Below are 19,760 nucleotides of genomic sequence, written 5' to 3'. Positions count from 1 at the left end.
AGCAGTTAATTTAGTGCTTTAACCGTCTGTAATAACTGTACCGTTTCATATAGGGGCAAACCGACTACATTAGAGTAGCTCCCCTGAATCGCGGGGATATAACGTGCTGCAATGCCTTGAATGGCATAACCGCCTGCCTTGCCTACCGGTTCACCAGTCGCCCAATAAATTTCCATATCATGGGTGGTGAGTGATTGAAATTCAACCTGTGTTCTTACCACTATACTGTATTTTTCATTTTTTGTGCGTACGCAGACACCGCTAAATACATCATGTTTACGGCCTGATATTTTAGCCCACATTACAAAGGCATGCTGTTTGGATTCAGGCTTACCCAGAATCTCGTTATCAACCCCCAAACTGGTGTCCGCGGCAATGATAATTGCATCTGGATAACGCTCGGCCACGGCATCCGCTTTGGCACGTGCCAAACGCTCAACATAAGCCGTAACTGACTCATTGGGCAATACGGATTCGTCAATATCAGGACTGTAAATCTCGAACTCCAGTCCCAACTGTTGCAGCAGTTCACGGCGTCGAGGTGAACTGGAGGCCAGAATCAGATGCGCCATTTTCTGAGCAGATAATATAGAACAGGCCATACCATAACGCTAGTCAGTATCGGTAGCCAGTGACGTGGAATCGAGAACTGCACGCCGCTAATGATCTGAGCAAAGAAGGTCAGCATCAGATGGGCAACGAGTGCCAATGTAGCAATAATCCAAAGATTGCTAAAAGTCAGGATACGGCGCTCACGGGTCAGGAAGCGCGCCATAAAGGCAATAATAATAAAACTCAGCGCATTCAGACCCAAAGGTGCATCCAATAGCAGATCCAGCAAAATCCCGGTACTGAACGCAAACCAGATCCCACACCAGGTCGGCTGGCAGAGTACCCAGAACAGCATCACCATCAGCATAAACTGCGGACGCCAGCCAGAGAGCGAATAAGATAAAGGATAGACCACCAGAACCGAGGCAAAAATTACTGAAATAATAATCGGGAACAAGGGATCCCGATGGGTTCTGGACTGCATTTTAGCGATCGACATGTGGCTGCTCCATCGCTAATGAATCAGAGAACAGTACCACCACATGATGACCACCAGCCAGCTGTGCTGCCGGAATCACATCAATCTGGGCAAATTCACCTGAATTATGACGTTGTACTTTAGAGACGGTGCCAACCAGATAACCTGCGGGGAAATGCTGTCCCAAACCTGAGCTATAAACTTTTTCACCGACTTTGATGTTGGCACTGGTCGGTACATATTCCATTTTCAGACGCCCAAGATCACCCGTCCCCGAGACGATGGCACGCATGCCGGTGTGTTCCAGACGTACTGAAAGTGAATGTTCTTTATCTGAGAGCAGCATGACACGGCTACTGTGCGGATAGACACTAATGATCTGTCCCATGATCCCCTTGTCATCCAGCACAGTCTGCCCTATCCGTAGGTGGCTGTTAGAACCCCGGTTAATCACGATGATATGACGTAGCGGATCGGCATCAGTACCAATCACTTCTGCAATTTCCATACGTCCATCAATAATTAAAGGCGTGTCCAGTAGCCCGCGCAGACGGGTATTTTCAGCAGACAGTTCAGAAATTTTCTGTAAGCGTACCTGCGCCTGTAACAGCTCAGCCTGCATCGCGGTATTTTCACGACGCAGTTGTGCTTCAGACTTGGTTTGTTGATTCAGCCATTCTCGCGACAATACAGGATAACTGGCCACAGCATATATCGGATTATATGCCGCATTCAGCACATCCCTTGCAGGTTGAACCAGATGAGGCATGCGCCAATCAAAGAAAAGCACCACCAGACAGGTCACCAACGCAATGATGAATGAGCGAAAAGATGGCGGTTGTCGAGAAAACAGATGTGTTTGCACCCGCCGTGTCCTGTTCTTAGCCTACGAATAACATGTCATGATTTGGGTTATCGAAGAATTCGAGAACCTTACCGCCACCACGTGTTACACATGACAGCGGATCTTCTGCAACCACGACAGGAAGACCAGTTTCTTTAGCAAGAAGCTTGTCCAGGTTACGTAGTAATGCACCACCACCCGTCAATACGATCCCGCGCTCAGCAATGTCTGAAGACAGTTCAGGAGGGGTTTGCTCCAGTGCAGATTTCACAGCAGACACGATATATTGCAATGGGTCAGAAATTGCCTGAGTCACTTCATCAGAAGTCACCGTAATTGCACGCGGTACACCTTCAGCCAGATTACGACCACGAACTTCAATTTCCAGTGGTTTTGCACCTTCATCCGGAAGCGCCATACCGACTTCTTTTTTAATAATTTCGGCAGTCGTTTCACCGATCACGCAACCATGTGCTTTACGCACGTAGTTAATGATCTGTTCATCAAATACATCACCGCCAATACGCAATGAGTCTGCATAGACACAGCCCTGCAGTGAGATGATCGCGATTTCTGTTGTACCACCGCCCACGTCCACAACCATTGAACCACATGCCTGCTCTACCGGCATGCCAGCGCCAATTGCAGCTGCCATCGGTTCTTCAATCAAACGTACTTCACGCGCGCCAGCGTTATACACGGCTTCACGGATCGCACGACGTTCAACCAGAGTAGATTTACATGGAACACACACCACAACACGTGGTGCAGGCGGGAATAAACGTTTTTCGTGAACCTTGCCGATGAACTGATTCAACATGGTTTCAGTGACTTCAAAGTCTGCAATCACGCCATCTTTCATCGGGCGGATTGCTGAAATATTTGCCGGGGTACGACCAAGCATTTGTTTCGCGTCAAGACCTACGGCAGCAACAATTTTTTGTGAACCACTATGACGGATTGCTACAACCGTCGGTTCATTTAATATAATGCCTCGTCCTGGCGCATAAATAAGTGTATTTGCAGTACCTAAATCAATGGCTAGATCTGGCGAAAACAAGCCTATTAGTCGTTTTAGAATCACGGGGACGTTCTCAATTAAACTTTATATGGACGCAAGGTGGCAACTTTAACTAAATGTGATGCTTTGGACAAGTCAATCGCTTATCATAACGCATGATAATTTGATTTTTTTTTAATACTGATTAGGTAATGTTATGTCTACATCGGATGCACAGCATTCTGCAGATTTAAATGCAGAAACAGTTTCAGCTATTGCGAACCTTGCACGATTATCTCTGAATGATACGCAATCTGCTGAATATGCTCAAAGTTTAAATAAAATTTTAGGCATGATGGAAACGCTGAAAGGTATCAATACTGACGGTGTTGAACCATTAAAAAGCCCTTTCGACCATCCTCAGCCATTACGTGAAGATGTAGTGAGTGAAAGTAATCACCGTGATGAATATCAGGCAGTTGCGCCAGCTGTACAGGACGGTTTGTATCTCGTCCCACGCGTGATTGAGTAATTAATATCCAGTTCAATCTTTTTATTAAATTAAACGTAAAGAATTATTTCTCATGACAGATTTACACCGCCTATCAATTCGTGAACTTACCGAAGGTTTGGCCAATGCTAAATTTTCATCACGCGAATTGACTGAACATTACTTAAAACGCATCGAAAAAGTGGATGCTCAAGTGAAGTCATACGTGACTGTGACCGCTGAGCAAGCACTGGCACAAGCCGATGCTGCTGACGCACTGCGTCGTGCTGGTAGCGCAAATGTGCTGACTGGTGTGCCAATTGCACATAAAGACATCTTCTGTACCCAAGGCATTAAAACGACTGCTGGTTCTAAAATGCTGGACAATTTTATCTCTCCTTACGACGCGACCGTTGTAGCGAAAGGTACAGCTGCGGGCCTGGTGACGCTTGGTAAAGTGAACATGGACGAATTCGCCATGGGTTCAACTTCCGAATCATCTTACTTTGGCGCGACCAAAAACCCTTGGGCACTGGATCATGTTCCGGGCGGTTCTTCAGGCGGTTCTGCTGCGGTTGTAGCGGCTGATCTGGCACCATTTGCAACCGGTACTGATACTGGTGGTTCGATCCGTCAGCCAGCCTCTTTCTGTGGTCTGACTGGTCTGAAACCGACTTATGGCCGTGTATCGCGTTTCGGTATGATCGCGTACGCATCATCACTGGATCAAGGTGGTCCAATGGCACGTTCTGCGGAAGACTGTGCTTACCTGATGAATGTCATGGCCGGTCACGATGCTAAAGACTCTACTTCAATGGAAAAAGAAGTGGATGATTATGTAGCAAACCTGAACGGCACCTCTGTGAAAGGCCTACGTATTGGTATTCCAAAACAGTACTTCAATGTTGAAGGTCTTGCCGCTGATGTAAAAGCACGCGTTGAAGAATCCTTAAAAAAACTGGAAGAAATGGGCGCAACGCTGGTTGAGATTGATCTCGACATGACAGAAGCCTATGTTCCAACGTATTACCTGATCGCACCTGCCGAAGCTTCTTCAAACCTGTCTCGTTATGACGGCGTTCGTTATGGCTACCGTTGTGAAGAGCCTAAAGATCTTCTCGACCTGTATAAACGTTCCCGTTCAGAAGGTTTCGGTGCTGAAGTTCAGCGTCGTATCCTGATTGGTACCTATGCCCTGTCTGCTGGTTATTACGATGCATATTATGTAAAAGCACAGAAAGTACGTCGCTTGATTCAACAAGACTTCTTGAAAGCATTCGAATCTGTCGATGTCATCGCTGCCCCATCTGCGCCAACTACAGCATATAAAATCGGTGCGGATTTGACTCCAGTTGAAATGTATCTGGGCGATATTTATACGCTTGCGGTAAACCTGGCAGGTCTTCCTGCGATTAACGCGCCTGTTGGTTTTGACCATAACAACTTGCCGGTTGGCTTACAGCTGATTGGTAACTACTGGTCAGAATCTCAACTGTTGTCTGTGGTACACCAGTATCAACAAGCAACAGATTGGCATACAAAACGCGCTGCAATTGCTGAGGAGAATGCATAATGGCGAAGAACAACGCTAAACCAAAATCTAACCTGATTGATGGTTGGGAAGTGGTGATTGGTATCGAGATTCACACTCAGCTTGCGACCAAATCTAAAATCTTCTCGGGTTCATCAACTGAATTTGGTAATGATCCTAACACTCAGGCCAGCCTTGTAGATTTGGCGATGCCGGGCGTATTGCCAGTATTAAACAAAGAAGTGGTTGATCTTGCGATTCGCTTTGGTCTGGGGATTGACGCTTACATCGACCAGGCTTCTGTATTTGCCCGTAAAAACTACTTCTATCCAGACTCTCCAAAAGGCTACCAAATCAGCCAGATGGACAACCCGATTGTGGGTTTGGGTCATATCGACATCCAGCTTGAAGATGGCACAACCAAACGTATTGGTGTGACGCGTGCTCACCTTGAGGAAGATGCTGGCAAATCGATTCATGACCAGTTTGAAGGCATGTCAGGCATCGATTTAAACCGTGCAGGTACACCTTTACTTGAAATCGTATCTGAACCCGATATGCGTTCTGTGGAAGAAGCGGTTGCCTACATTAAAGCGATTCACACACTTGTGCGTTGGTTAGGCATCTCTGATGGTAACATGGCGGAAGGTTCATTCCGTGCTGATTGTAACGTGTCTTTACGTCGTCCGGGTCAACCCTTCGGTACACGTTGCGAATTGAAAAACCTCAACTCATTCCGTTTCATTGAGCAAGCGATCAATGTTGAAATTGAACGTCAAATGGAAATCCTGGAATGGGACGGTACGATTGACCAAGAAACACGTTTGTTCGACCCTGTAAAAATGGAAACGCGTTCTATGCGTTCGAAAGAAGAAGCGAACGATTACCGCTACTTCCCTGACCCAGACTTGTTGCCCGTGGTGATTGCGGATGAGCAAATCGAAGCGATTAAAGCAACCATGCCTGAGCTTCCTGCGGCACGTCGTGCGCGTTTCGTGGCAGACTTTGGTGTGACTGAGTACGATGCTCACGTTCTTACATTGACTCGTGAAATGTCAGAATTTTATGAGGAAGTCGTTAAAGCTGCTGGCGGTGCTGCACAAGGTAAAGTGTCTGCAAACTGGGTGATGGGCGAATTCTCAGGGGCTTTAAACAAAGCAGGCTTAGACTTAGCTGAATCGCCTGTATCTGCTGAAAAACTTGGCGGTATGATCGCACGTATTGTGGATAATACGATTAACGGTAAGATTGCGAAACAAGTATTCGGCTTTATGTGGGACGAAGGCAAATCTGCGGACGAGATTATTGCGGAAAAAGGCTTGAAACAGGAAACTGATACAGGCGCAATTGAAGCGATTATTAAGGAAGTGCTTGCTGCGAACGAGAAGATGGTTGAAGAGTACAAATCTGGTAAAGAGAAAGCGTTCAATGGTCTTGTTGGTCAAGTGATGAAAGCAGCAAAAGGTAAAGCTAACCCTGCGCAAGTAAATGAATTGATGAAGAAGTTGATTGGTTGATTTGATCTTTCTTTATAAAGAAACCCGCTTTAAAGCGGGTTTTTTTACATTTAAATTGAAGCTCTTTTTTGTTCAGGAAATAGTGCATTTATCTCCTCTATTTCCTTTGGCTTTGTAATTGCATAATCCACTATTAAATTTATATAGGTGAAAATAGCTGGATTAATATCTTCTAGAACTTCGTCACAAATAATTCCTGGATGAACATTTGCGTTACCAATTAATCTAATATTATCTGCAGCTTGGGCAACTTTTATTGGGATAATTTGTTGTTTTGCTAATTCTTCGATCGACTCTTTAATATTTTTCCTCTTCACATCTAAATGATGACATAATTTTTCTAATGCTAAACGAATCAATGCTGCAGCTGAACGGGGTGATAATTCAAAAATTAAGGCTGCCTCTATATAAAGTTTTTTCACATTTTCGGGCATATCAGCATTGGCATTTGGAATATCCTTATTCGCAATCTCTTGAATAGGATACAATCTAGTTAATTCATTATTATCTCTTGGCTCATGAAAATTATTTGGAGGCAACCAATCCATCTCTGGCGCATGGTTATACCATATATTGTTATTATCACATGAAGCACAATTAGCTTGATGTACCCTTGTTCTAATATAAAAATCATTACCCACTGGATCTTGTGAAATAACATATAAGTTATTCCACTCCATATAAGCAAAAGCTCCACAATGAGGACATTTAAAACTTTTTTGATTGAGAATTGTCTTTGGTTCTTCTGACATTTTGACTTTATTATGAACTTAGATACTTTTATTTAACATTTATCAATACCAATCAGCAAGTTTAAAAAGTTCAACTATTGTATGAAAGCCATTTAAGAATATGACCATCAAAAAAGTATCCTCTTTCGCCAAACTCGAAGACTTAGGGCGCGTTCAACTGTCAAAGTCATTTTTTATACGTGAATTTAAATCCCTCTAAATCTCCCTTTAAAAAAGGGAGACTTTGTCACGTAATCCATTAGATACGCGCAGTTCCCTCTCCTTTATTAAAGGAGAGGGCTAGGGAGAGGATTATTAAAAGCCTCCCTCTCCTGAGCAAGTTTTAAAGCACTTCTTTTAAGACGAAGCGCAAGAAAGGATGAGGGTTAGGGAGAGGTCTTAAAAATTGTGAGATGATTAATATTTATGCTATAAAATCAAAAACATTTAAGAAAAACAAAAATGACACCCAAACTTTTGCTCTTCCTTATCCAAATTGCCATTGGCATATTTGCACTGGTCATTACCATTTTGCTATTGATTCCAAAATGCCATAAATGGCTATCTAGAATGCAGCCCGAACCTCGCAGAAAACAGCGAGGATCAGGATTACCAAATGGTATCGAATTTATTTTCTATCCCATTTACGGACTCATTAGAATTGTTATTGCAATATTCAAGTAAGTCTTACAGATACGTTAATTCCCTCTTATCGAACCCAACTTATTCCAAATATCTGGCGTTAAAAATGTGGTTACCAGCTTATTCAAATCTACATAACGCAATATACCTTTAAGCTGATTGTTGATTTCAGGATTCTTTAAAATTTCCTCACCCGTACTACGTCCGAGTCCCTGAAAACTATTCCCCACAGCCTCCAGACCTTCTGCCTGAATCACCGCTTTGGTTTGTGCCGAACATTGCTCAACTAAAATACGCTGTAATACTGAAGCCAGATTTTTATCCAGACTTTCCTTCTGCTGGGCGGATACATTGCTATAAGCTTTCAAGTCCGGATGTGCAGACAAGGCTACAAAGGTCCATTGCATCACCGTGGTTTTATCGGCAGTTGTAGTAGACCTCTCCAGACAATTACTGAGCTGATCGACCGTTGGGCCTGCATTTGCTATTTGCACTACTCCCAACAAGACAGTTGCCATCAGCGCAGAACGAACGATTTGGGAAAATCTGTGGCTTACAGGGGAAACATGGCGAGACATAAGCAAACTCCGATGAACAGTTTGCCCTTTGTACCACAAAGCATAACAGTTCATCTGTTATTGCATTGCAAAATCAATCTGATTTTTAGCAAAGTACTTGGCACGTTGATTACGCTAGGCATTCACCCAGTTTCAAAATAAAAATGCCACGTTTCTAAAGCGTGGCATTCTTATCGATTAAAGTCAGATTCTTTTAATTGAGCTGTTTCAACATATTCTTTGCACCCGCATGATTATATTGCGATGCCAGTCCGTTCAGGACGCGTTGAGCCTGTCCTTTGGCATTTGGAAAACGGCTGCTATACGTCGAAATACTGGTCAGACAACGCGCCACCAACATACCGGATTCAGTATAAACCCGCGTTCCTTCTGTGCCTTGCTGCTTGCCATAGTTATAAGCACGCTGGGCATTATTACAGGCATTATTCAAATTTCTACCATTATTAATGTCACGCCGGGCAGTCACATACAGCTTCATTTGCTGCTGTTGTGGGGTTTCGTTCACACTCGCACGTGGAGTGGTGACTGTCACCGGCTTAGGCTCTTTCTTCTCGACTTCGGCTTTGGCCAGTTCTTTGCGCTCAAGCTCTTTACGATCGTGGTCTTTCTGTTCTGCCGTTGGTTTTGCTGCTACAGACGTTTTGGCAGTAGCCGTTGCCTTCACCACATTGACCTGTTTCTTGGCTGTCTTCGCAGTGCTCGCAGCCGCCTGATAAAAATTATGTGCTTCAGCTGTTTTCATGAGTCGGGTCAGTAACCGAACGCTACGGGTCTTGCTATTATTTTCTGCCTGACGTTCCGCAACAGGTTCAATCGACACAATCCAGCTTTCCGCAAGATCACCCATCGTACATTTATAGGCACCGATTCCCTGTACAACACCTTGATTTGCAGCGAGACGTGTACGCTGGGCAGAATCATTCACCAGACCAAATTTGCTCTTATATAGCAGGGATAACTTACCCCCCTGTTCATGGCAATATTGCGTCATGACGGAACGTGGATACATGGCCTGAGTGGTATTATGGCGCTGTTGTTGATCCCATAGATAGACATAGTCTTTCGCCTTGCCATCTGGCTGATTGATGCCCCGTTTCACAATCAGTTCCTGGGGACTGTGAAAAGGATGTAATATATTTTTCTTTGCGCCTTGCATGCTATTACATGCTGCCAAGCTCATTGTTATTGTTATCAATAAAAATACTTTCAGTTTCACCGTAGATATCTCAACCCAAAGCATTCACATAAAATAATGCAAAACTGTGCAAACAACAAATACAAGCATCTGATTAATAGAATTATTTTCAAATTTAAAAATATCAAAAATGATAACTATGAGACATTTTAATGGTTATTTTTGAAATTATTTGCATTAACTTTCATGTGGTGCAGTATTATTTTTGAGATAAAACCTGCTCAAGAAAAAAGACCAAAGAAGGAAGTACGTACTTCTTTGGTCACTCATCTGGCAGGCTGGATCGAGCTTTTATACTTGTATAGCAAACCACTCTCCACCATCCACATTCAGTTTATGAGCATTAAAATACTTAATTTTCATCAACGTACATTTATTATTTTTATACGTCAGCGGGGTTGAAAATTAAGTACCAAACACGTTTGGCCCTTAGGATTCTAGTCAAGCGAATATTCACTGAATATCCCCAAATTGGGAGGTTTTACAAATATTTTGCCTATAATTGACCGTTCATCGGATACTCCGGCCAATCCTGAGTTGATATAAAAAAGACCCGCCATAAGGCTGGTCTTTTTAAAATACCAAACACTATTTTTTAATGAATATGAGATTCAAACGCTTTCAGACGCTTGTAGATCGACATTAACTCGATAATCTTTGGCCAAGACAAAATCAGGTACTGGAATGATTCACGGACCTTATTAAACACATTCAGGATCTGCATCATCAGACCCAAAGTAATTGCTCCCGCTGCAATACTCGGAAATAGCACAAACAGGCCATAGATATTGTCGAGCTGCAAATACCAGATCCGTACCATATTGAAATAGGCATAGTGGAAATACAGGCGGAAATAATTCCAGCGCACCCGGCTAAACAGCTCTTTTAGTGTCAATGGCTGGGCACGTTCGGCATGATCTTCCCCATATACCAGTTCTTTACGGTAAGCCGCTTCGACTTTCTGGTTATTAAACTCCAGTCCTGGCAGTTTCATACCAACGACCATTAATACCACTGTACCAAAGACCGCCCAGCCCAAGGATGCCCAGACCAGCGCGTGACTAATCTCACCCACAATCGGTAAGGTCTTGACGTGACTTGAAAGCTTGTACAGAACTGGCAAAAAAGCCATCAGCAACATAAACGATTCAATAAAGGAAACGCCAAGTTCTTCAGTGCTGCGAGCAAAGCGCATGGTATCTTCCTGAATACGCTGTGACGCCCCCTCAATATGCCGCAGCTTTTCCCAGTAAGCCGTATAGTAATCATTCATTGCTGTCCGCCAGCGGAACACATAATGACTGACAAAGAACATGTTAAATACTGCCAGGGTGACATAGATCATCGCGATATAGATAAAGACCAATGCGCCCTGATAGAGCAAAGTTACGTCCCCACCACCACTGGTCAGCATCTTTTGGATCTGGTCATAGAACGGACTGTACCATTCATTCAGCACAACATTGACCTGAACTCCAAACCAGATATTGAACAGGATAAAGGCCGAACCCCACACCGACCAGCGCTGCCAGGGATGGCGCGCTACCACATACCAGAATCCTGCAAAAAGCGCAGTTGCAGTCAGGAACCAGAGATAGAACCACAGGAATTTCTGTGACCAGAAACGGCTGATATCAATCGCCATCGTCGCTTCATGGTAGCCTTCGCTAAAACCCACATAACTGCCCCAGCTTGAACCTCCACTATGCCAGATCGCGAGGTTGATAAAGAACCACACCACCACGCTGAGAAAAAACCAGACGGGTTTTGGAAAGAAAGACTTAAACATGTCCTTTGCATGCTCCTTATTTTTAGTAGACCTCAGGTCAATCAATCATGATGAAATCTGCAGCAGTGTAAAGCAGTTCACAACAGGTTTTTCAACCTGATCAAAAAAATATCTGCCTGAAAACTGCTTATTTTTATCAATCTATTTATAAGCATGAATCATTATGTATGTAGTTAACTGAATACTTATGTGACGAATCCTGTGATCCATCCTTTGTTGGTTTTAACATCAGTTAACAAGCCTGTACAGAACAGATACGATATATGGTTATTTTCCATCCTACACTACAGCGATATGCACTATTGAAAGGGATCATTCCAATTTTTCATTTTGCAAAAACTATTAAATAACAAAGAAAAATTATGCTATCCTTGAATGAATAGTAAACATAATAACCGCGGGAAGTTAACTCATGGAAAGCTCTGTAATTGAACTACTGAAGCCAATCACCTTGGAAAAAGAAAACTGCACGCCAATTATTTATGAAGAAGGTACAGTGCTGAAAGTAGTTATGCAAACACCAACCAGTCTATTGGTCACTACAGACAACCAGTTTAACTTTACTGTTGCACTAAAAGATGAAAATACAATCTGGAGAGAATTATAATTCTGCTGATTAATAGTTTGGTTTGGGTTGTTGTATGTTTTACTTCTTCTCCTGAATACAGATCAACACCTGCCTGACAGTATTATTATTTTAATCCTAAAGCTGAAAAAAGATAAAAAAACCTCCCATCACATCGGGAGGTTTTTTATTGTCTTAAGAAAAATGTAGAATCTTGAGACCTACTATACAATCAATATGCCAGCTTTAGCAGGAAGCGGAAAAAGCCTGCAATGAGAACCATTGTGACAAAGCCTGCAAGCCATAACACAATAAACCATCCTGCCCGATTCAGTTTCATCCTGTTTCCTCCACAAGCCTAATGATAGCCATCATCACCTACCCGTACCTTATCCCGGAACACCCAATAAGACAGACCGGTATAAAACAGGATAATTGGGATGAGGATCAATGCACCAATCAAGGAAAACAGCTGACTGCTTTGTGGTGCGGCGGCTTCCCAAAGAGTAACACTTGGCGGAATGATATAAGGCCAAAGGCTAATGAGAAAACCGGTGTAAGCCAGGATCACCAGCGCCAAGGTATAGATGAACGGTGCAAATTCCTGACGGCGTTTACAGGCACGCAGCGCCATAAAGGTAAATAATACAACCAGTATCGGCACCGGACTGAAATAGAAAATCTGTGGTTGACTAAACCAGCGCTCGGCAATCTGTTGATGTGCCAGTGGCGTATACAGACTAACTGCTCCAAAGACCAGTAATAACACAATGATAAGTTTTGGCATCAGCTGGAACATCTTGTCCTGTAACTCGTGGTCGGTTTTAAAGATCAGCCAGCCACAACCTAGGGTTGCATACAGGATTACTACACCTACTCCGGTAAACAGCGAAAATGGGGTCAACCAGTCCAGTCCACCACCACTATAAATGCCATTCGTGGTTTTAATGCCCTGAATATAAGCGCCAAGAATTACGCCTTGCAAGAAAGAGGTCAGAAGCGAACCGCCAATAAAAGCGATGTCCCACCAATGCCTGCCACGATGTGCCTTAAAGCGAAATTCAAAGGCAACTCCTCGGAAAATCAGTGAGATGACCATCAGGATAATCGGCATATATAGTGCGGACAGCACGGTTGAATAGACCAGTGGAAAGGCTGCAAACAGACCTGCTCCACCGAGTACCATCCAGGTTTCATTTCCATCCCAAACCGGTGCCACGGTATTCATCATCACATCGCGTTCATGCTGATCCTTAAAGAAGGGAAACAGAATGCCTATACCCAGGTCGAAGCCATCCAGTACCACATACATCAGTACACCGAGCGCGATGATCGCAATCCAGATCAATGACAGGTCAATCATTTGTTATTCTCCTGATCACGTTGAGCACGGTCATCCTCTTCATTTTGCTCAAAGGTACTCATTGGACGTTTAGATGCACGGATGACTTCACCCTCCGTATGCGGACGGGCATGGATAAATTCTGGTCCCTTATGCATCATTTTCAGCATGTAATAGATGCCAACACCAAATACGACACAATAAACCACTACAAAGATAATCAGAGTAAGTCCGACCTGTTCAGCTGATACAGGTGAGAGTGCATCACGAGTGCGCATGACCCCATAGACCACCCATGGCTGACGGCCCACTTCCGTAGTAAACCAGCCTGCCAGTAAAGCAATAAATCCAGAAGGTCCCATGAAAAAGGCGAATCGGTGCAACCAGCGCGCTTCATAGAAACCACCCGTTTTACGCAGGATCAGACCCGCCAGCGCCATCAAAAGCATCAGCATGCCTAAACCGACCATGATACGGAAGCTCCAGAACACTACCAGCGAGTTTGGGCGGTCTTCAGGCGCAAAATCTTTTAGACCCTGCACTTCACCATCCATACTATGGGTCAAAATCAGACTGCCCAAGTTTGGTATGCCGATAGCATATTTGGTTTCTTCGGCTTCCATATCCGGAATACCAAACAGATAAAGCGGCATGCCTTCACCACGGTTAGTTTCCCAGTGTCCTTCAATCGCAGCAATCTTGGCTGGCTGATATTCACGGGTATTTAAACCATGAAAATCTCCCACAATTACCTGTAGGGGTGCCAGCACCAGAATCATCCACATCGCCATGGAAAAAGACTTTTTGACCAGTGCATCGCGGCGCCCTTTAAGTAGATGCCAAGCAGCTGTAGCCGCTACTAGCAGTGCCGAAACAAGAAAGGCAGCAATCCCCATATGCAATAGACGATACGGAAAAGACGGGTTAAACACGATAGCAAACCAGTCCTGTGGCATGATGATGCCATTTTCAATGATAAAACCCTGGGGGGTCTGCATCCAACTATTAGAGGACAGAATCCAGAACATGGAAATACAGGTACCAAGGGCAACCATTACCGTAGCAAAAAAATGGGTTTTCGGACCGACCCGATCCCAGCCAAAGAGCATGATACCGAGGAAACCGGCTTCCAGGAAAAAAGCTGTCAAGACTTCATAAGCCAGCAGTGGTCCAGTGACACTTCCAGCCACTCTGGAAAATTCACTCCAGTTGGTGCCGAACTGATAACTCATGACCACACCAGAGACCACCCCCATACCGAAGGCTAATGCAAAAATTTTGATCCAGAATTTAAACAGATCCCGGTAAACTGGATCTTGGGTTTTGAGCCAGCGCCATTCCAGAACGGCCAGAAAGCTGGCCAAACCGATGGAAATCGCAGGGAAAATAATATGAAAGGAGACAGTAAAGGCAAATTGGATACGTGCCAGTTCCAGCGCAGTTAAACCTAAATCCATGTCATCACCTTATTGTAGAAGTTGTTGGTGAAAGAAATTCAGCTTAAACAGCTGAAATGGCTTCATTATTTTGTAGTTTAGGCCGTATACGATTTTCATAATGTTGCAAATCTGTAGGACTTTAATATCTGCATCCTGCCCTTTTTCCAGGCTAAGCGGCTTCGCTCCGCCATGGGTCAGCCATGCGAAATTTGTGATGTTCATGTTATTTCACTCTTTAAAACGGTTTAGATAGCGGCAAGGTCATGCCTTACCGGACTTGGCGTATTAAAGCGTGACAGGAGGTGCCCTGCCTTGCGGTAGCAAATACAGCCGTTGCAGGGAAAAATAGACATGTCGGTAAGCCGATTTATAGAAACTCAGCTTGACCTGAATCCGGTCAATGACCTCATCAATACCAAAATTAAACGACAGAACAATGTCCCCATATACGGTACAGTACTGGCATTGATGGTTATGTTCATTATGGTCATGATGATGGCCAGATTCGGCCCCCAGATGGTCAATCAACGCATGATAGCTTGCGTGTACATGCTGATGCTGCTTCGGTGAGAGAAGACTATGTGTAATAGAGAGACAGACCGGGGCAATATGGTATTGCTCCGGTAATAGCGGCTGTAAATATACGGCAAACTGTAATAGCAGCGTTGCACATGCCAACAGTAATCCACTACGTTTCAGCAAAACATTCTCTCGAATTGACCGAAGTAAAGAAATATTGAGGCTGAGCTTAGATCAAAATCCAAGCATTATACTCAACTTTAATATTATAACCTTATAATATATATATTTATTATGAAAGCCTTATTTTCATTCTTAATTTTTATAAATTTTTGAATATAAGAAATTAATTTTCATGTTCCAGAGCTTATTCATTTCAGGAAAAGTACAACCGCATACTTTGAACAGGAATGCGCCGAGCCACAAAAATAATATCTAAATTGAGAATCTCATCTTGTTACAGTAGCAGGATCAGACAGAGAGCTACGCTTCAACTTAAAATATTTTCCGGCAGAAAAAAGTTTAGCTGAATGACCACCCTGTCTGGATCAGGCAGGCTTTTGTTGCAGTACGCTATAAATTTCACATTCTCGACAGCTCAAGTCAGGTCAACAGAAACTGTTCCGGATGAATTTTCTTTATTGCATAGCACCATACGACCAGGCTAAAACAGAGATTCAGATTTCCTGAAATACCGGAATATCCAGCCACTGTGCATTTGGAAAATCCTTTTGCAAACATTGCTGCAGATACTGAATAGTATCCTGTGCAATGACTTCATCCTGAGCATCATCGGCATGGTTAAATGCCAGCGCATACAGCTCAATCTTACGCTGTTTGAGCAGTTCCAGACTGAGCAGAGTGTGGTTGATACTGCCAAGACGACCTGAGGTTACCAGAATGACAGGAAGCTGCTGTGCGGCAATATAGTCTACGGTGAGCAGGTCTTCTGTCAGTGGTACCATCAGGCCACCTGCTCCTTCCAGCAGAACACGGTCAAACTGTCCGGCCAGTTGCTGTGTGGCCTGTTCAATTTTTTGAAAGTCTACTGGACGCTGGTCCAAACGTGCTGCCAGATGGGGTGATGCCGGATAGCTATAAATTTCCGGCATAGTCAGCTTTTGCTGATCTTCTGGCAGCAAGCCACAGCCCATGATCTTGCGATGCTGTTCGATATCTTCAGACAGATCAGTGTTGCCAGTCTGGATCAACTTCTGGGTAATAGTACGAATGCCCTGCGCATTCCAGATTTTGGCCAGAAAACCGGTGGCATAGGTCTTGCCAATACCGGTATCTATACCGCTGACAAAATAGATGTTTGCGTTCATGGGTGCTTCCGTGCAATGAGATAAATCGGGTGATAGGTCAAAGGATACTTCTGGCTATCTGATAGCTGGAATTGTTGATATTGCTCATAAAAAAGCTGTAAGGAAGATTTGCTCCAGCGGAAACCATCTGCCGTTGCTTGTACGCCGGTGGCCTTGATATGTTTCAGTACCTGGCGAGGATGTTCAAACTCCAGAATCAGGCGCTGTTCCTCCTGCATCAGGACCTCATAACCACAAGATTCCAGCAGTTCAACCATTTGTGGAAGTGAGCGATATTTCAGCCCCTGTCCAGTCAATACTTTAATTTCTTTTAAATTGTCCTGTGCATAGCTGGCAAAGCAGAACCAGCCAGACGGATTTAAAGCCTGATGAATTTTCACAAATAAAGCGTCCAGATGCTGCACCCATTGCAAGGCAGAACAGGACACCACCAGATCCAGCGATTGTGGAAGTGGCAAAGTTTCGATATTGCCAATTCCCCAGTAAATCCGGCCATCTTCCTCAAAATGCTGTTTAACTTCTGGATAAAGGTCATTTAAAAACAACTGGTCGAAACTGTAATGCTGCATCAGCTGGCGGGTAAACAGACCTGAACCACAGCCAATTTCCAGGATACGCTGTAAATTTACCGCAATATGCGCTTGCATATACTGGACCAGTTCCATTGCTACCCGACGCTGGGCAATAGCATGCTGTTCATAGCTGGACTGTGCCTGAGCAAAGCGCTGCGCGACCTGATCAGTTTTCATCGTGGTAACTCCTGCAGAGCATCCTGCAACTGTTGCAGCTGTACCAGACTGACCTGCTGATGTAAACAGATTCGCAATCTGGAAGTGTTTTTAGGTACAGTCGGTGGACGTACTGGCAGGACATAAAAACCCTTTTGCTGTAAATATTCTGCTGCAGCGACGGTTTTGGCTGCATCGCCAATAATTACCGGTACAATTTGAGAACTGGATGGACAAGCATAACCCAAGGCCTGAATGCCCTGATGACAGCGACTAGCCAGACTGGCAAGCTGTTGGCGCTCTTCCTGCATTTCTTGCATTTTCTGGAAAATAAAATGCGTCCAAGCCATACAGATTGGGGGCTGTGCAGTACTAAAAATTAGCGGACGCATGCTGTTGATCAGATATTCACGAACGAGCGGATGACAGACCAGATAGCCACCAACTGAAGCCAGTGCTTTGCCAAAAGTCCCGACCAGCAGGTCAATCTGGTCTATGACCTGATACTGCTCGGCACAACCCAGCCCGCGTTCACCACGCACACCAATAGCATGGGCTTCATCCACATACAGCACGACCTTATCAAATTGCTGTTTGAGTGCCACCAATGCACCGAGATCCGTTTCATCACCATCCATACTAAAAATGGATTCAGTGACGACAATGATGCGCTGAATATTTTCATCTGCCTGACACTTTACTAAAAGCTGTTGTAGATGTTCCAGATCATTATGCCGGTAGCGTACATAATTGGCATTGGATAAACGGATACCATCAATGATGCTGGCATGTACCAGCTTGTCGGCAATAATAATGGTCTTGCTATCCGCCAATGCTGGCAGAATCCCGATATTCATATGATAGCCGCTATTAAACAGCAGCACCGAACGACCAAAAGCCTGCGCCATGCTGGTCTCTAGCTGTTCATAGGCCGGGAAATTTCCAGTCAGCAGGCGCGAAGAACTGGCACTCATCTGTCGTTCAGCAAGTGGTATCAGGTCAAAAAATTCTTCCCGTAGCGGCAGATTAGCCGCCAGACCAAGATAGTCATTGGATGCCAGATTCAGCATCTCCATCCCATTCAGCTGAAGATAAGGCTGGCTGGAAATCCCCTGCTTAAACTGGCGGTACTGGCCCTGCTGTTTCAAATTATCCAGTTGCTGCTGAAAATGTTCCAGATGCTTCATACTGTTGTTCCCATTGCCTGAATCATCTCGCACATATGCACCAGTAAAGTTTTAAGTTGTTCAGCAGAAATCACAAATGGTGGCATCACATAGACCAACCGACCAAAGGGACGAATCCATACGCCACGGCGTACACATTCTGCCTGGAAGCTAGCCAGATCAACAGGTTGCTGTAACTCCACGACTCCAATCGCGCCAAGTACGCGGATATCCGCAACCTGCGGCAAGGCATTTAATGGCTGTAAATGGTCTTTTAATACTTGTTCAATCTGTTGCACTCTTGCCTGCCAGTCCTGTGACAATAAAAGCTGGGTGCTTTTGAGTGCTACTGCACAGGCCAGTGGATTCGCCATAAAGGTCGGGCCATGCATAAATACGCCTGCTTCACCACTGGAAATGGTTTCTGCGACATGCGCAGTCGTCATTGTGGCTGACAAGGTCATATAACCGCCAGTCAGCGCCTTGCCCAGACACATAATATCTGGGCTAATACCCGCATGTTCACAGGCAAACAGTTTGCCACTCCGGCCAAAACCAGTCGCGATTTCATCCAGAATTAAGAGGATATTGTAACGATCACACAGCTGACGTACCTGGCGCAGGTATTCCGGATGATACAGGCGCATGCCACCTGCTCCCTGCACAATCGGTTCAATGATCATGGCTGCAATCTGTTCATGCTTTTCTGCTAACAATTGTTCCAGTGGCTGGATATCATCAGCTTGCCATTCCCCATCAAAGCGGCTTTGTGGTGCCGGAACAAAATAACGGTTTGGCAGACTGGAACCAAAAATCTGGTGCATGCCAGTGACCGGATCACAGACTGACATGGCATTCCAGGTATCGCCATGATAGCCGGAGCGAGTAGTCACAAAATTGCTTTTCTGCACCTGACCACGGGCATGCCAGTATTGCACCGCCATTTTCAAAGCCACTTCCACAGCAACCGAACCGGAATCGGCATAGAAAATCCGATCCAGTGGCTCTGGAGTAATCTCAATCAGCAATTTAGCCAGATCAATCGCTGGCTGATGGGTCAGGCCACCAAACATCACATGTGACATGGATTGCAACTGGGTCTGCACCGCCTGATTCAGCTCTGGATGGTTATAACCATGAATCGTGCACCACCAGGACGACATCCCATCAATCAGCTGTGTGCCATCTTCTAGTTCAATTACAGCACCATGTGCCGCCCTCACCTTGTAACAAGGTAAAGGATGACTCATGGAAGTATAGGGATGCCAGATATGCTGCTGATCAAAAGAATCGTGCACGGAAAATAACCTAAACAATAGCGCTGTC

The 19,760-nt window shown here is 44.6% G+C and carries 20 protein-coding genes; 4 read left to right on the top strand and 16 right to left on the bottom strand.

Annotation, left to right across the window (positions count from 1 at the left end):
• Positions 1-5: 5 nt before the first annotated feature.
• The 4 genes from BK820_RS01830 to BK820_RS01815 are packed head-to-tail and all read right to left on the bottom strand — an operon-like array spanning position 6 to position 2,958.
• Positions 6-572 carry a Maf-like protein gene (locus BK820_RS01830; RefSeq protein ID WP_005221179.1) on the bottom strand — a complete coding sequence of 189 codons (567 nt, stop codon included), beginning with the start codon at positions 570-572 and terminating at the stop codon, positions 6-8.
• Positions 560-1,051 carry a rod shape-determining protein MreD gene (gene mreD, locus BK820_RS01825; RefSeq protein ID WP_004893383.1) on the bottom strand — a complete coding sequence of 164 codons (492 nt, stop codon included), beginning with the start codon at positions 1,049-1,051 and terminating at the stop codon, positions 560-562. Before mreD ends, BK820_RS01830 begins: the two co-directional genes overlap by 13 nt.
• Complete coding sequence (mreC, locus tag BK820_RS01820) at positions 1,038-1,895, bottom strand: rod shape-determining protein MreC (protein WP_071319928.1); 858 nt, start codon at positions 1,893-1,895, stop codon at positions 1,038-1,040. The genes mreD and mreC overlap by 14 nt, the downstream gene beginning before the upstream one ends.
• 16 nt (positions 1,896-1,911) lie before the next feature.
• Complete coding sequence (locus BK820_RS01815; RefSeq protein WP_004893381.1) at positions 1,912-2,958, bottom strand: rod shape-determining protein; 1,047 nt, start codon at positions 2,956-2,958, stop codon at positions 1,912-1,914.
• A 133-nt stretch (positions 2,959-3,091) separates the two neighbouring features.
• Between BK820_RS01815 and gatC the strand changes: the two genes are divergently transcribed.
• The 3 genes from gatC to gatB are packed head-to-tail and all read left to right on the top strand — an operon-like array spanning position 3,092 to position 6,412.
• Positions 3,092-3,406 carry an Asp-tRNA(Asn)/Glu-tRNA(Gln) amidotransferase subunit GatC gene (gene gatC, locus BK820_RS01810; protein ID WP_005221175.1) on the top strand — a complete coding sequence of 105 codons (315 nt, stop codon included), beginning with the start codon at positions 3,092-3,094 and terminating at the stop codon, positions 3,404-3,406.
• Positions 3,407-3,458: 52 nt separating this feature from the next.
• Positions 3,459-4,937: an Asp-tRNA(Asn)/Glu-tRNA(Gln) amidotransferase subunit GatA gene (gatA, locus tag BK820_RS01805; protein WP_071319927.1), complete on the top strand. Its 1,479-nt coding sequence runs from the start codon at positions 3,459-3,461 to the stop codon at positions 4,935-4,937.
• A complete protein-coding gene (gene gatB, locus BK820_RS01800) occupies positions 4,937-6,412 on the top strand; it encodes an Asp-tRNA(Asn)/Glu-tRNA(Gln) amidotransferase subunit GatB (RefSeq protein WP_071319926.1) in 1,476 nt (491 codons plus the stop codon). The genes gatA and gatB overlap by 1 nt, the downstream gene beginning before the upstream one ends.
• A 50-nt stretch (positions 6,413-6,462) precedes the next feature.
• Here gatB and BK820_RS01795 read toward each other — a convergent pair whose 3' ends face one another.
• The 4 genes from BK820_RS01795 to sbmA form a co-directional block, all read right to left on the bottom strand.
• Entirely contained in the window at positions 6,463-7,164 is a 702-nt protein-coding gene (locus BK820_RS01795; protein WP_228715830.1) for a DUF4145 domain-containing protein, read from the bottom strand.
• A 677-nt stretch (positions 7,165-7,841) separates the two neighbouring features.
• Positions 7,842-8,363: a hypothetical protein gene (locus BK820_RS01790; protein ID WP_004810993.1), complete on the bottom strand. Its 522-nt coding sequence runs from the start codon at positions 8,361-8,363 to the stop codon at positions 7,842-7,844.
• Positions 8,364-8,556: 193 nt separating this feature from the next.
• The gene (locus BK820_RS01785; protein ID WP_004810995.1) at positions 8,557-9,543 is read right to left on the bottom strand and encodes a hypothetical protein; all 987 of its coding nucleotides are present in this window, start codon (positions 9,541-9,543) and stop codon (positions 8,557-8,559) included.
• Between the two features lie 610 nt (positions 9,544-10,153).
• The gene (sbmA, locus tag BK820_RS01780; protein WP_004810997.1) at positions 10,154-11,347 is read right to left on the bottom strand and encodes a peptide antibiotic transporter SbmA; all 1,194 of its coding nucleotides are present in this window, start codon (positions 11,345-11,347) and stop codon (positions 10,154-10,156) included.
• A gap of 412 nt (positions 11,348-11,759) precedes the next feature.
• Here sbmA and BK820_RS01775 point away from each other — a divergent pair, with 412 nt between their 5' ends.
• Complete coding sequence (locus BK820_RS01775) at positions 11,760-11,954, top strand: hypothetical protein (protein ID WP_004810999.1); 195 nt, start codon at positions 11,760-11,762, stop codon at positions 11,952-11,954.
• A gap of 190 nt (positions 11,955-12,144) precedes the next feature.
• Here BK820_RS01775 and BK820_RS15330 read toward each other — a convergent pair whose 3' ends face one another.
• The 8 genes from BK820_RS15330 to bioA form a co-directional block, all read right to left on the bottom strand.
• Positions 12,145-12,252: a DUF2474 domain-containing protein gene (locus BK820_RS15330; protein ID WP_143045182.1), complete on the bottom strand. Its 108-nt coding sequence runs from the start codon at positions 12,250-12,252 to the stop codon at positions 12,145-12,147.
• A gap of 18 nt (positions 12,253-12,270) precedes the next feature.
• On the bottom strand, positions 12,271-13,275 hold the full coding sequence (gene cydB, locus BK820_RS01770) for a cytochrome d ubiquinol oxidase subunit II (protein ID WP_004811002.1): 1,005 nt from the start codon (positions 13,273-13,275) through the stop codon (positions 12,271-12,273).
• Entirely contained in the window at positions 13,272-14,711 is a 1,440-nt protein-coding gene (locus tag BK820_RS01765; protein WP_071319924.1) for a cytochrome ubiquinol oxidase subunit I, read from the bottom strand. Before BK820_RS01765 ends, cydB begins: the two co-directional genes overlap by 4 nt.
• A gap of 267 nt (positions 14,712-14,978) precedes the next feature.
• Positions 14,979-15,395, bottom strand: coding sequence for a DUF2946 domain-containing protein (locus BK820_RS01755; RefSeq protein ID WP_071319922.1), 417 nt, complete (start codon positions 15,393-15,395; stop codon positions 14,979-14,981).
• 494 nt (positions 15,396-15,889) lie between these two features.
• A complete protein-coding gene (gene bioD, locus BK820_RS01750; protein WP_071319921.1) occupies positions 15,890-16,540 on the bottom strand; it encodes a dethiobiotin synthase in 651 nt (216 codons plus the stop codon).
• Positions 16,537-17,289: a malonyl-ACP O-methyltransferase BioC gene (gene bioC / locus BK820_RS01745; RefSeq protein WP_071319920.1), complete on the bottom strand. Its 753-nt coding sequence runs from the start codon at positions 17,287-17,289 to the stop codon at positions 16,537-16,539. The genes bioD and bioC overlap by 4 nt, the downstream gene beginning before the upstream one ends.
• Complete coding sequence (locus tag BK820_RS01740; RefSeq protein ID WP_071319919.1) at positions 17,286-18,455, bottom strand: 8-amino-7-oxononanoate synthase; 1,170 nt, start codon at positions 18,453-18,455, stop codon at positions 17,286-17,288. Before BK820_RS01740 ends, bioC begins: the two co-directional genes overlap by 4 nt.
• Positions 18,452-19,732 (bottom strand): adenosylmethionine--8-amino-7-oxononanoate transaminase, encoded by a 1,281-nt coding sequence (bioA, locus tag BK820_RS01735; RefSeq protein ID WP_071319918.1) that lies wholly within the window; start codon positions 19,730-19,732, stop codon positions 18,452-18,454. The genes BK820_RS01740 and bioA overlap by 4 nt, the downstream gene beginning before the upstream one ends.
• Positions 19,733-19,760: the final 28 nt, after the last annotated feature.

This window comes from Acinetobacter sp. LCT-H3 (assembly GCF_001866125.1).
Lineage (GTDB): Bacteria > Pseudomonadota > Gammaproteobacteria > Pseudomonadales > Moraxellaceae > Acinetobacter > Acinetobacter schindleri.
The sequence above is the reverse complement of the archived record's forward strand: the minus strand, read 5'-3'. Positions and strand labels throughout refer to the sequence as shown.